Annotated in this window: 12 protein-coding genes; 3 read left to right on the top strand and 9 right to left on the bottom strand. The window is 57.1% G+C overall.

Annotation, left to right across the window (positions count from 1 at the left end):
• Together A3AS_RS0103105 and A3AS_RS48850 are read right to left on the bottom strand one after the other, a co-directional pair.
• Positions 1 to 826 (bottom strand): hypothetical protein (locus A3AS_RS0103105; RefSeq protein ID WP_157644197.1); only part of this gene is annotated, 826 nt, incomplete at its 3' end.
• Positions 827 to 1,095: 269 nt separating this feature from the next.
• Positions 1,096 to 1,767: a class I SAM-dependent methyltransferase gene (locus tag A3AS_RS48850; protein ID WP_244550820.1), complete on the bottom strand. Its 672-nt coding sequence runs from the start codon at positions 1,765 to 1,767 to the stop codon at positions 1,096 to 1,098.
• Positions 1,768 to 2,046: 279 nt separating this feature from the next.
• Here A3AS_RS48850 and A3AS_RS0103095 point away from each other — a divergent pair, with 279 nt between their 5' ends.
• The 3 genes from A3AS_RS0103095 to A3AS_RS0103085 all read left to right on the top strand — a co-directional run bounded on the left by A3AS_RS0103095 (position 2,047) and on the right by A3AS_RS0103085 (position 6,060).
• Positions 2,047 to 3,015: a glycosyltransferase family 2 protein gene (locus A3AS_RS0103095; RefSeq protein ID WP_245283138.1), complete on the top strand. Its 969-nt coding sequence runs from the start codon at positions 2,047 to 2,049 to the stop codon at positions 3,013 to 3,015.
• Between the two features lie 554 nt (positions 3,016 to 3,569).
• A complete protein-coding gene (locus A3AS_RS0103090) occupies positions 3,570 to 4,706 on the top strand; it encodes a glycosyltransferase family 4 protein (protein WP_245283137.1) in 1,137 nt (378 codons plus the stop codon).
• 34 nt (positions 4,707 to 4,740) lie between these two features.
• Positions 4,741 to 6,060: an O-antigen ligase gene (locus tag A3AS_RS0103085; protein ID WP_018316141.1), complete on the top strand. Its 1,320-nt coding sequence runs from the start codon at positions 4,741 to 4,743 to the stop codon at positions 6,058 to 6,060.
• A 108-nt stretch (positions 6,061 to 6,168) separates the two neighbouring features.
• Here A3AS_RS0103085 and A3AS_RS0103080 read toward each other — a convergent pair whose 3' ends face one another.
• The 7 genes from A3AS_RS0103080 to A3AS_RS0103050 form a co-directional block, all read right to left on the bottom strand.
• On the bottom strand, positions 6,169 to 7,155 hold the full coding sequence (locus tag A3AS_RS0103080; protein ID WP_026201616.1) for a glycosyltransferase family 2 protein: 987 nt from the start codon (positions 7,153 to 7,155) through the stop codon (positions 6,169 to 6,171).
• Complete coding sequence (locus tag A3AS_RS43195) at positions 7,152 to 7,883, bottom strand: bifunctional 2-polyprenyl-6-hydroxyphenol methylase/3-demethylubiquinol 3-O-methyltransferase UbiG (protein ID WP_063707516.1); 732 nt, start codon at positions 7,881 to 7,883, stop codon at positions 7,152 to 7,154. The genes A3AS_RS0103080 and A3AS_RS43195 overlap by 4 nt, the downstream gene beginning before the upstream one ends.
• The gene (locus tag A3AS_RS0103070) at positions 7,880 to 9,331 is read right to left on the bottom strand and encodes a bifunctional 2-polyprenyl-6-hydroxyphenol methylase/3-demethylubiquinol 3-O-methyltransferase UbiG (RefSeq protein ID WP_018316138.1); all 1,452 of its coding nucleotides are present in this window, start codon (positions 9,329 to 9,331) and stop codon (positions 7,880 to 7,882) included. The genes A3AS_RS43195 and A3AS_RS0103070 overlap by 4 nt, the downstream gene beginning before the upstream one ends.
• Positions 9,332 to 9,347: 16 nt before the next feature.
• Positions 9,348 to 10,487, bottom strand: coding sequence for a DegT/DnrJ/EryC1/StrS aminotransferase family protein (locus A3AS_RS0103065; RefSeq protein ID WP_018316137.1), 1,140 nt, complete (start codon positions 10,485 to 10,487; stop codon positions 9,348 to 9,350).
• On the bottom strand, positions 10,484 to 11,509 hold the full coding sequence (locus A3AS_RS0103060) for an NAD-dependent epimerase/dehydratase family protein (RefSeq protein ID WP_049814763.1): 1,026 nt from the start codon (positions 11,507 to 11,509) through the stop codon (positions 10,484 to 10,486). The genes A3AS_RS0103065 and A3AS_RS0103060 overlap by 4 nt, the downstream gene beginning before the upstream one ends.
• On the bottom strand, positions 11,482 to 12,660 hold the full coding sequence (locus A3AS_RS0103055; protein WP_018316135.1) for a DegT/DnrJ/EryC1/StrS aminotransferase family protein: 1,179 nt from the start codon (positions 12,658 to 12,660) through the stop codon (positions 11,482 to 11,484). Before A3AS_RS0103055 ends, A3AS_RS0103060 begins: the two co-directional genes overlap by 28 nt.
• Before the next feature lie 123 nt (positions 12,661 to 12,783).
• Positions 12,784 to 13,278 (bottom strand): acyltransferase, encoded by a 495-nt coding sequence (locus tag A3AS_RS0103050; RefSeq protein ID WP_018316134.1) that lies wholly within the window; start codon positions 13,276 to 13,278, stop codon positions 12,784 to 12,786.
• Between the last annotated feature and the right edge of the window lie 23 nt (positions 13,279 to 13,301).

Genomic DNA, 13,301 nt, shown 5'->3' with positions numbered 1-13,301 from the left:
CCTGGATCACCCCGCCCTGAGTATTGCTGTAGAACTGGAAGCCCTCGCCTCCCGAGGCCTGCGGCGTCTGATAGGTGGTGTTGAACTCGACATCCACCGAGCTCGCGGTACCACCGCCGAACTGCAGGAAATTCAGATGGGCGCCGCCTTTAATCGCCCCTTGCTCGATCAGATTATATTTGTAGACGACGGAGAAGCTTGGGCTGCCGTTTGCCTGCGTGAATTCGACGACGTGCTGCGGAAACCTCTTGAACCAATTGTACTCCATCGTGACCTGGCCCGAACCCGCGAAGCCGATGAACGATGTGGCGTTACCGATGGCGCTGCCGTCAAAGGTGTTATGCGTGATGGTCAGATTGGAAGCCGCCGAGCTCCCGTAGATCAAATATGATCCCTGATTGGTGCCAATCGCAAAATTGCTGTTCGAGATCGTCGCATTCGCTCCTGCGAGCGTCACCTGATATCCGCCGTGAAGCGAAAAATCATACCCATCGAGCGTGATGTTGCTTCCGCTGATTGTGATCGTGCGGCTCGATGCATCTATCGAAACACCCGCCATCGAGATGGTCGCCGGATCCTTGAGTGATGTTGATGCCGCTCCGACTGCGTAATCGACGCCGGCGACACTCCAACCCGGCCGCACGGCATACCGCCTTAGCACTTCCGGATGCTGAGGTGCTGCAGATGAAACCCTTTGCTCGCTGACATCGCAACGGTTGGCCGTGCATTCGACCTTGCCGCTGCTCTCTTGCGCAATGCGGGCGTCATCTTCATCGGAAGACGCGATCAACATTAGCGCGGCGACCCAAACGAGCAAGGATTTCATTCTAAACGACCTCGGACGCGCCTGCTACCACTGATGCGACTCGCTCGCTCGCCATGACAAAAGACGAGAAGCCCGATCATCAATTCGTTCGGGGGGCCTTGCATACGCAACATTGAACCGCGGTGCGGTTCAAGTTCTCTTGCGCCAACCGTCGGTTATTCGGCTCCGTCAGGAAGACGTCCTCTGTTGGTCAACACCGCAACCGCTCTCCTCTCTCGGCGATAAATCGACCTCTCTGAGCTGACCGTCCATTTACGCTCCCTCACATATCAAGAGCGCTTTCGTGCAGCCATAAGGGATTTAGTTACGCCGAGGATTTTCTCTGAGATGATCGACGCGTCGGGAAACAATGCAGCGAACATACGCTTGTCCAGCAGGGACGAGCTTTGTATCGTCTTCATCGCCTCGTCGACGGTCGCCGCTTTGGACCAGTAAGGGCCACACTTCCGAGCCATCACAAGCCGGAACTTCAGCGACTCGGGAAGCCAGTGCAGAAAGGGCGTTCTCGCGTGCGGCTCGATCGGAAACCAATAGTAGGGAGTTTGCACGAAATAATTGGGAGCGATGCGCCGGATCTCATTCGCCATTGCCATCATGCTCGACCATTGACCGACGTGCTCAATGACCGAATTCGAATGGATCACATCAAAGCTATTGTCCGCGAATTCCGGCATATGGCAGGCGTTGCCCCGGCAAAATATGAAGCCCGCCTTCGGCGGCCCGCCGCCGTCCAGATTGAGTAGGGTTATTTCAGTCGGTCGGGCTATCAGGCGCCTCTTGTCCGACCAATAGGCTTCGACTCCGCCAATATCGAGAATACGCAACGGACGATCGGTCCTCGGGATCGAGTTCACCAGATCGAGAAAGATCGAAAATCGCGCCAGCCGGAAACGGCTCGACGCAGCCTTCTCGTACCCGCTATGTTCAATGACCTGTGACACTTCGATCAATCGCCATTCCTTACAACCAGAGGATCATAGGCCGTAGATTTAATCAATTCAATATTATATTGATTACCCCGCGCATTTAATTTATCACGATATTTAACATGGGCGGCGGGGCGAGGCCACGATTTCGACCCATGACGGGCGCGGCAAGGCTTGCGGATGGCCGTCCATCACCCGAGCGAGGGAGCGATGTCAAATACCGGGCCAGAAGAAGCCACAAAGCTAGCGGTCCTCATCGTATCGTACGGAAACCCCGACGATGTGGATCGTTGCTTGAAGTCACTTGCCCAGTCCGACCTCGAGAATTTTGATGTTTTCATCTGCGAGAATGCCGGCCGGGAAGCTTATGCCTCCTTGATGGAGGTCATTGCACACGAACACGGCACATTGCAGCAAATGAAAGATTGCTCGAATGAGCTGGATCGACCGGGAGGGCGACTGGCCCGCGTGGCGAAATGTCGATTTCGATCCCGCTCCAATTTGGTCAGGATAGCGCTCGCAATTGATAATCTCGGCTACGGCGGCGGAGTTAATGCCTGGCTCGAGAGATTGCTCGGTCAACCCGGGTGGCACGCCGTGCTCGTTCTCAATCCGGATACCGAGGTTGTTGAGACGTGCCTATCACAGTTGGTGGCCAAAGCCGCCGAAGGATACGGCATGGTTGGCGGCGTTCTGGTGTTCGACGATTCCCCGAACAAGGTCGCCAATTATGGGCTTCGATGGTCCGCTCTCACGGGACGTGTGACAGCTCTTGGCCGAAACTCGCCTGCGGGACGTCGCCTCACACCGGAAATGGTTGAAAAGATCGATGCGATTAGCGGCGCTTGTGTGCTCGTGACAAGAGACTTCATCGCTGATGTAGGATTAATGATGGACGATTACTTCCTCTATATGGAAGACCTTGACTGGGGCCGGCGACGAGCCAATCACCGTATCGGAGTTGCTGAAGGGGCGCTGATACGCCATGTGGGAGGCACGACCATCGGATCGGCCGTAGACCCAAGAGATCAGTCCCATTTGTCGGTCTACCTGTCCGCCCGGAACGGTATCCTCTATTCCCGGCGTCGAGCCGGGTGGCGCTGGGTCTTTCACTCCGCGATTTGGATGTTGTACGCGCTGAGATACCTTCTGCTTGGTGCTCCAGCGGCTGCCATGCTTACGATCACGGGCTTGTGGCATGGAATGAACGGCAGAACGGGCCGGCCCGAAATTTCCTTCGATAGACGACACGGTTATCGCTAAAGGTGCTTGAACTGAACGTTCAATAGGCCCCGGTCGTTTGTGACAGAGCCAGGTTCTGGGCAAGCCAACTCCGCATCCGCCGAGGAGCGTTCGCATGTCGAATGCCCACGCAAGCCGCAGCAGCCCGCGACCTCTATCACGATAGGTTTTGTTGCTCGCGTTTATTCATTAATCAGCGGCGCACCCAAAAGTCCATTTTATTAAATATTGAATATCTGCTATAAATCGACAAGCACCATTTTAAATGATGACTCAGGATTTTTCCGGCCGAGGAGCCAATTGTGAGCCAATTTTCGGTATCCCGCTTTTCCCCGGTGGTCACGACCGCCCTCTGGGCACAGCGCCGCTCCTGGCTCATCCCGCGCATCCTAAGGCAAATGGGACTTGCGATGCTCTCGCGTCTTCAGGGGGGTCCTGCACCTCTCGAAGGTTGGAATTCGCCGCTGATCGTCCGCGAGAGCGGTGCCCGTCCCGCAATTGACTTGAACCAGGCCGCCGCGTGCCTCCCCTCACGGCTTGAAAGGCCAGACCGACTTCATCGACGACTATCATGCTTGATTTCGACGAGCGTCTTGGACGCCGGCGGAATCGATGAGTTCGTGGCATTTCTTGCTCGGCGGCTGCCCGACAGAGGCATCAGATCCACGGTCATGGTAACAGACCCGGCTGTATCCGGCGGGCGTCTCATGCGTGCGCTGCAAGAAGAAGGGATTGAGGTCATCCATGGATACCCATCTGAATGCCTTGGCTGGCTCAGGGAACAACGGCCGGACGTCATCAGCGCTCATGCACCTCCAGACTGGCTGGTCCAGGCGGCTCACGAGCTGGGAATACCGGTAGTAGAAACGCTGCACGCCGCTCCGACCCCAATTGGAACCGATTGGCGAGCAGAGGGGCCGAGAAGTCGCAATATTCGTTTTCTGATCGCCGTAAGCGACCTGGTACGACGGCAATATTTGCGCGGCAACCCGGCATTCAGCGCCGATGCGATTTACACGATACCCAACGGTTTCAATTCTACCCACCGGCAGATGACTGACCGGACCGCGGCAAGGAAGTGGCTGGGTCTTCAAGATGAGTTTCTGTTCGTATCGTTGGCCCGTCACGTCATGCAGAAGAACGCATACGGCCTGCTGGTCGCCTTTGCAGAGGTCGCAAAATTGTTCCCGCACGCACATCTTGTCCTGGCGGGTCGGGCGGATGATCCCGTCTATATGAAGCAGCTACAACTCCTTCACAAGAAGATCCCCGAGCGCCATAGAATCCATCTTCGCGACAATATTTCCAACCCGTCCCCATTGCTCTCAGCGGCCGATTGCTTCGTTCTCAACTCCTTCTTTGAGGGATGGCCCCTCGCCCCAATGGAGGCTCTTTGTGCAGGCCTACCCGTTGTGATGAGCGATGTCGGGGGAGCCCGCGAACAAATTGGTCTGGACGGCAGACATGGCTGCCTCGTGCCCAACCCCCTAGAAAATCCCGAGGCCGTAACATGGGATAGTGTTGCGCGTGAGAGATTTCGGCCTCAGCGCAACAGAGCCGCCCTTGTCTCAGCGATGAATTCTATCATCGCAAATCGAGAGTATTGGGCGACTTCTCGCGCGACCCTCTCAAGTGAGGCGAAGGTCCGCTTCGACACAGAAGCGTGTATCCAGCGATACGCGCAAGTTCTCGAACGAGCCGTTGTATCCTGATTGCAGCTTATCCAGAACATTGGACGCGAGAGCAATGAAGTCACTGCTATCCCATTCGACACTTGCGAGTTGCGAACAACTGCCGCCGGAGCCCCGAAATGTAGGCGCCTTCGCGTGCTACGTTGTCCTCCTAGCAATCCTGTTTCCAGGAGGACTCGTCGCCGTCGACGTGTCTGGCGCCAAACTCACGGTCGGCAGGATTGCCATCCTGATACTGCTCATACCAGCCCTCGTCCGACTTACTAGGGCTGATCGCCACCTTATAGCAAGTGACTATCTCGCGGCCATAACCGGCATCTGGATGATCGGGGCGGCGGCTTATGTCGGAGGAGACGGCAGCCTATCATCCGCGTCGGCAGTATGCCTGGAGTACGTCGGAGGGTACTTTGTGGCTCGAGGGCTGCTCTTCGGAGCCGCCGTTTCCACTTTCATTCAGGTGCTGAAGACATTCGTGATCATCGTCGTGTTCCTGGCACTCGCAGACAGCGTCACCGGAAGACTCGTGGTGCACACGACTCTGGCCGGCATTTTCCAGAGCGCCCCCCTGCTGCAGGCTGATTTTCGCGCGGACTTGCTGAGGACCGCATCGACATTTGACCACCCCATCCTGTTCGGCACGTTTTGCACTCTGTCCGGCGCAATGTTGATGTCTTACGAACAGACCTTTGCAAAGCGAACATGGTGGGTGGGCGTGTGCCTTCTCGGATGCATACTATCAATGTCCTCTGCACCTTTGCTGTCGTTCATCATTGCCATAGTGGCCTTTGCATACGAATGCCTTATGAAGAATTATTCATCTCGTTGGAGCGTGTTCTGGCTTGCCGTTGCGGGAGGCATGCTGGCTATCTTCATCATTGCCAATCATCCGATCGGCTGGATCATCACCCATCTGACACTCGATCCAGTGTCAGGATACTTCAGGTTGATGATCTGGGATCTGGCCCTACTGAAAATTGGCCAGGAGCCATGGACCGGATTCGCTTTTAACCCATTGAACAACGAAATATTGGACTACACCGTCGATTGCGTCTGGCTGCAGCTGGCGATACGCTTCGGCATTCCCATGATTGTGCTAGTGGCCCTCACCAACATTGCAGCTATTCTGCCGGCCAGGCGAAACGCCAGCAAGGTCGCTAACGACCCGCCACATTGGGGATTTACGACAGCGCTTGTACTGACGATGCTCACCGGCCTGACAGTTCATTACTGGCACTTTCTTTGGATATTCTGGGCTCTTTGTCTAGGGCTTCGCGCGTCTCTTCGCGAGGCATCTATGACCGAATACCGAATGCCCGCCGACGAGCCGATGCCGTTGATGGCCGCTGACATTTCCCTAGTTCACGCGCGACGATAAGCGTGCCTGAATTGGGGCGCGACCATGCTCACAAGATTCCGTCAAATGGGAGAAAACTGCGCCCCGGGGCGCGTCCGCGCAGCACGAGGGCCAGGCAGGCTTTACCAACTATCGCGCGAGCATCTGTCGTACTCGATCGGCGGCCGGCTGTAGAAGCTGCCACGCACGACGGCCCAAACGCCGTTTGCAAGCCAGAGCCAACCAAGGCGGCGTTCCTTCGACCTTTGGGTCGATTTTCAATGCAGCCTCACAGAGCCGATCGGAAAGTCCCATTGCTCCTTCGTTGAAGGCACGGCTCGCACTTCTGACCGCGTCCAGCGCCAGTTCGTTGACGAACCAGGTCCGAAGATCGTCGACGTTTGCAAGCACCGGAGCGCAACTGCTAAGGAAGACTTCAAATGCCTCCTTTCGTTGCGCGAGATCCTGCTCCGGCGAGTACGTCGTTGACATATTGGCCGTATGCCGTCGATAAACAGCCTGAGCCCGGTCAATGAATCCGACCTCGGCGTGCGCGGCAAATCGCAACCACATGCCCATGTCCCCACTGTGCGTCAGTTGCGCTGAATATCCGCCCAGCTTTTTTTGTAAGCTCGTCCGAACCACTACAGTAGGCGCGATCACGATGTTCTTGGCCCGGCTGAGATGAATGAACTCAGTTCCAGATAGTATCCGTGTTCCCTGCCCCAGACCTGCGGGAGCAGCTACGACTTCCCTTCGATCATCCTCTTGTACAATCGCTCGACCGAAAACGAGACCGACAGAAGGGTGATCATCCATCATGCGGGCTGACCTCGCAAGCGAACCAGGCAACAGATAGTCATCCGCAGAAAGCAGCACCAGGTAGTCGGCCGCCGCCCAGGCGATCCCTTCGTTGAACGTTGCGATGTGACCCCGATTAGATGCGTGTTTGAGAACGGTAACCCGTGAGTCCGCGCGAGCCAACTCCTGCGCAACTTCGGCCGTGTCGTCCGGCGACGCGTCGTCGATAATCAGCACGCGCAACGTCACACCGGATTGGGTCAGGACGGTTTGGACACAATCCCTTAGAAAATGCCCATATCGATAACAAGGGATGACTACATCTGTCGAGCTCACCGGCGTCCCTCCGTTACGCGCACGCTGCCCGCTCTCCTCCAACCGATTTTCGATTGTGCCGGAGCATCGCCGCGTCGTTGTCCGGCCATGATATATTGCTTGACGAGGTGGTGACGAAGGACCCCGAGCGAGAGACAGTCGATCAGCCTCGATTTTGGTCCTTCGATGCCGGCAACCAAACCATCTGTGACAATCAAATCAGCATCATTCAGAAGTTCGACGGCCGTTCCTTCGACAAAGAACCTTAAATGCGTCCGGTCAAGAATCCCGGAATCCCGATATGTAAATTTTCGCCGGAAGAGCAGCGGCAGCGCTACACTCAAATGCGCAACGTTCGGCACCGAAACGATAATGCGGCCGCCTTCCGTTAGAAGCCCGCTGATCGATCGAAGCGTCCTCCCGGGATCCGGCAGATGCTCCAGGACATCAAGCAGTAAGACGAGGTCGAACTGGCCGAGGTCGGAAGCACAATCATCGATATTGCCGATGACGACTGTATCCGCGTTTTCCTCCAACTCTTCCTTCAGCTCGCGGTTGACCTCAACCCCCACAGTCTTGACGTTTGGGTAGATTGATTTCAGCCACCGCAGCGTGTAGCCGCCGCCCGGCCCTACCTCCAAGATCCTCGATGCTCCATTTGGCAAGAGCGACCTAATTTCCTCGCGTGAATGCCTGTAATATTCGGTACGTTCCGAGTTGCAGGCGCGAGCGTCTTTTCTTTCTGTCATAGCGGCCCGCTCGCGTTTCCAACGCCTCTCTTCGAACCTCTGCGTTCATTCGGATCAGGCACTCTCTTCGCCAGCGCGACGACCTCCGAGGCAAAAAGGGCGGACAAACGATTCTGTTTGGATCCGTTGGTTCGAGGTGAATCGACTTTCGATGTCCTCTCCATCGAGAGCCCCGATTCGACACACCAACGTCGAATTACTGAGCTCGATGTGTTGTGAATTCTCGTCGTTTCGAAGCTAAGCCGACTATGGCGCGGTCCACTACCGCCTTTGCGCTGCCACCGATAACGGACATATGGCCTGTTCGGTGCCGTAATGAGGACTACTCCTCCGGGCAAGAGAGCATCGACAAACAGTCTCAGTAAATGCTCCGGACGATCTACGAACTGCAAAACGTTGAGAAACAAGATGCAGTCAAATCTCATCGAGGAAATCTTTGCACGAGCGGTATCGAGATCTCCCGACACCACCTGGAGCCCTCGTGCGGCTGATTTGCTGCTTATGACATCATCAAGTGGTACCGCTACCACCTGTTTTCCGGTCTCGAGCAACCAGAGCTCATTAGCGCCGGACGCTGAGCCGATCGACAGGATGCGTTCGGCGCTCTTGGGGATCAGGCTCAAGACCTCGCTTCTGATCGGTTCATAGCAATCCTTCGAATACATCTTGTGCCACAAGCTGGTCTCGGTATTCAGCAGCGGACGACGTCTTTTCTCCTGAGAGGCGATCAGCAACAACGCCGATATTTGAGAGCCTAGTTCGCGTTGGTCGACACCAAAATGGCCGATATACTTGTTCGGCAAATGATGCACCCAGAATTGCTCTATGTGCGATATGGGAATAAGTTTCCTGAAACCGCATTGGGTATACGGGTCGGTGGCAGCGCTGCAAAGAAGATCGTATTCTCCCTCGTGCGGTGCGACCAGGAAGCCGCCTGAAGCAATCGCTTTCGTCAGCTGTTGCCGGGTTAGTAAGTTGCAGGCTGAGTGTTCGTTCGTGAAATGGGCGAGAGTATAGCCCCCCCTTACTCTGACCGATTCACAATCCCAGCGGAAATGACCATGCACCTCCGGAAAGTTGCGCTCCCCATCCGGACCATATTCAACCCGCAAGAATCCGACGATCTCGTCTTCCTTCAGGGCAGAGCCAACGTCCAGAAAGGCGCTGATATTCTCTTCGGTTATTAGAATGTCATCTTCCGAGTAGATGAACAGATCGTACAGATTGAGCCGGTCCAGAAACAGCTTCTTATGCAAAAACGGAAGAGACCAGGGGTCTTTGGTCGGGAGCCCAACTAGACACTCGACAGCGGGCGGAACGGCCTTTTCGATATTTGAGAGAACTACCACGTCGACATCGAACTGCATGGATCGGTATTCATTGATCACCCGATCCAGGTACAGGTCATTTGCATGGCCGTAGCTGGCTATTGCGACCAGGATTCTCATAGATATGCCGCGCTCATCATTGGGCTATCTCGGCTTTCAGCGCCTCAACAACACTCAACAGGTCCGCGTCCGTCATCTGAGCGTAAAGGGGCAGCAGGATCGACCTGTCCTGCGCAAGTTCGGACTGACGAAGATCGTGCCGTTGCTTCGACTCGGCGTAAGGCGGCTCACGGTGCGAGCACATGATCCCGCGGCGGCTCGCGATTCCCTTGTCGAGGAGGTTTTGCATGACGGTGCGTTGGTCGAGGCGACCCGGGAGACGCACGCAATAGCTCTGCCAGTTCGATCTCGCCCAAATCGGTTCCGTAGGCAGTCGCAACCCTTCCAAGTTGCCGAGTAGCTCGGCATATTTGGCGGCCACCGCGCGGCGCCGCGCCACCAGTTCTGCCAGCCGCTCGAGCTGTTTGCGACCGATCGCAGCCTGCATATCCGTCATTCGATAGTTGTAGCCGACGAGGACGTACTCCTCGAAGATGACACGCTGTGATCCGTGACGCACGATATCCGGAACGCTCATACCATGCTGGCGTAGCAGCCTAAACTTGCGATCAAGCTCGGCGTCCGCGGTGGTGAGCATTCCACCCTCACCTGTCGTGATCACCTTCCGCGGATGAAAGGAAAAGCAGGCAATGTGTCCATGCGGCCTGCCGATCGCTTCCCATTGCCCGTTCACCCGGATCTGCGATCCGGCGGCACAGGCTGCATCTTCGATTACCGTGATCCCGTGGCGCCCCGCCACAGCCATGAGCGCGGCCATATCACAGGGCATACCCATCTGATGAACCGCGATGATCGCACGCGTGCGCTCGGTGATGGCGTCAGCCAGCCGGTCGCAATCCAAGTTGTATGTCTCCGGATCAATATCGATGAAAACCGGAGTGGCGCCCTGGCATCGGATGACGTTGGCGGTCGCGATGAAGGAATGGCTGACCGTGATCACCTCGTCGCCGGCGCCGATGTCCAACGCCGCCAAGGCGAGCTGCAAGGCGGCTGTGCAATTCGCGACAGCGCAGGCGTGTGGAGCGCCGACAAGTGCAGCGAACTCGCGCTCGAACGCGGCCACCTGCGGACCTTGCGACACCCAGCCCGACAGCACGGCCACGCGCGCAGCATCAGCCTCTTCGTCCGCAAGCAACGGCGTCGCGATCGGGATCATGATGCCGCGGCCTGCCGCCGGCGGTCCGAAGCGAGATCGCGTTCCGATCGCCACCATTTCACGAGATCTGCGAGCCCCTGCTCAAGCGAAACCGTGGTGCGGAAACCCAGCAAACGCTCTGCCTTGCCCGTCGATGCCAGTCGGCGCGGCACCGGATTGACCGAACGCTCCGGCGCGAATTCAGGCGTCAGGCCACGGCGTCCCATCACGGACGCAAGCGCCGTAGCCAGCTCCGTCAGGCTGGTTTCGGTGCCGCTTCCGACGTTAAAGACCTCATCGGTGATCTTTGACCTGGCCGCGAGGATGTTGGCGCGCGCGATGTCGCGGACGTGAACGAAATCCATGGTCTGATGGCCGTCACCAAAGATGACGGGAGGCAATCCGGCCTCCAGCCGCTCCATCCAGCGGATCAAGACCTCGGTGTACCGTCCGTGGATGTCCATCCGGCTGCCGTAGACGTTGAAATACCGGAATGCCACATAGTCGAGACCGCATACATCGTTGAAGGCCCGCAGAAGGCCTTCGTTAAATGCCTTGGCGGCTCCATAGAGAGTTCGGTTGTTGTACGGATTCTGCCGCTCTGTTGTCGGAAATTCCTCGGCCATGCCATATACCGATGCCGAAGACGCCGCGATGATCTTCTCAATATCGTGCTTGATGCACAGCTCCAGCAGGTCGTAGGTGGCGTCCACCATAACCTCCTTGGCGAGGCGTGGTTCGGCCGCGCAATGAGTGATGCGAAGGGCGGCCTGGTGGAAGACGATATCGGCCGCCTTGACCAATGCTTCCATCAGCTTGCGATCGCGTATGTCGCCGTGAACCAGTCTCACCGGTCCGCGCCCGAGCGCGCGCCGGAGATTTTCCGGCCGGCCTCTGACCATGTTGTCGAGAGCAACAATTTCAATGCAGCCCTCGTCGCAGAGCAGATCAACGATGTGGGACCCGATGAAGCCTGCGCCGCCGGTGACCAGAACGCGCTTTCCCTTGAGATCAATCAAGACGCTCTCCTGTTGTGGGACCATGTCATGACGCTTTGTGGATGCTCCGTTCGGGCGCCGACCGCTTCACTGGGCCGCAACATCGCTGCGTTCCTCAATGTGGCGACAACCTCGGCTGCCTGTTCCGGCTGCAGCTCCGGATAAATGGGAAGAGAGAGGAAGTCGTTCGCCAGCATCTCGGTTACGGGGAGATCACCGGCACGGTAGCCGAGTTCTGCGTAGGCTCTTTGCAGATGCACCGGAACGGGATAGTGAATCCCGGCGCCTATTCCGGCATCGCGCAACAGCGACAGTGCGTGATCGCGCTCCTCCAATCTGACTGCATAGACGTGATACACGTGACGGGCGTGCCCTGGCGGCTGGGGACGCGCAAATGGGAGCTCGGACAGCAGTGCATTGTATTGCTCAGCCGCCGACCGGCGCGCTTCCGTCCAGCTCTCAATGTAGTCCAGCTTGACGTTCAATATCGCACTCTGAATCTCGTCCATACGATAATTATATCCGGGGACGGCGTGGTCGTACTTCGCCTCCTGCCCCCAATCTCGCAGCAGTGACACGCGGTGCGCGAATTCAGGCCTATGAGTTACGACGGCTCCGCCCTCGCCGAACGCCCCCAAATTCTTGCCAGGGTAAAAGCTGAAGCATCCCAGATCGCCAATCGAGCCTGCTCGACGTCCCCGGTATTCGGCGCCATGCGCCTGCGCGGCGTCCTCGATGACGACCAGGCCGTGACGACGCGCGATGGCCATGATCGGATCCATGTCGGCCATCAACCCGTGGAGGTGAACCGGAAGGATCGCCTTGGTTCGTGGTGTTATCGCAGCTTCAATCAAGCCGGGATCCATCGTCCACGTTACAGGGTCAACGTCGACAAACACCGGCTTGGCACCGCTGTAGATAATGGCCGCGGTGGTCGCGATGAACGTCATGGATACGGTGATGACCTCGTCACCGGGTCCGACACCCGCCGTAAGCAAGGCAAGGTGAAGCGCCGAAGTGCCGGTGTTCACCGCGCGGCAATGGGCAGTCCCGCAATAACCCGCAAAGCGTCCCTCGAAGGCGGTCACCTCCGGCCCGAGCACAAAGTGCCCGCTCCCGATGACCCTCGCCACCGCGGCGTCGATTTCCGGCTTGATCTGGCTATATTGGGCTTTCAGATCCAGGAAGGGTATCAAGATTCAAGACCTTGGTTTGGACCAAACATTATAATAAAATATTAACTCTCATAATCATATTAAATCAAGCATTAAATTGTGACGCATATATATCTCGCTTAAAAATGGTTTATGGAGCAGCTCTTACGAGCGCCGATCGCTCAGAAGCGTATTTTCAGCTGCGGGCAGGACCCGAGCGGGCACTCCCGCGACAATAGCGCCGGGCGGAACATCCTTAGTGACGACCGCACCGGCACCTACGGAGGCGCCCTCTCCGATCGTCACACCGCACAGGATGGTGGCATTCGAGCCGATCGAAGCCCCCCGACCGACCCGCGTGCGCTGCAGCGTCCAATCCGAAGCTTGCTGAAGACGACCGTCCGCGGTTGTTGCCTTAGGATATTTGTCGTTCGTGAACATCACGCCATGACCGACGAACACCTCATCCTCGATCGTAACGCCCTCGCAAATGAAGCTGTGCGACGATATCTTGCAACGTGCACCTATCTCTGCCCCCGCCTGGATCTCGACGAAGGTACCGATCCTGCTCTCGTCACCGACGACGCAACCATACAGGTTGACCAGATCCGGATGCACGATGCGCACGTCGCGGCCAAGCGCGGTGTCCTTTATTGGCATGTCAGCTCTCTCTCTCTCTCTCT

Source organism: Bradyrhizobium sp. WSM2793 (assembly GCF_000379585.1).
In the GTDB taxonomy this organism is placed as follows: domain Bacteria; phylum Pseudomonadota; class Alphaproteobacteria; order Rhizobiales; family Xanthobacteraceae; genus Bradyrhizobium.
The sequence above is the reverse complement of the archived record's forward strand: the minus strand, read 5'-3'. Positions and strand labels throughout refer to the sequence as shown.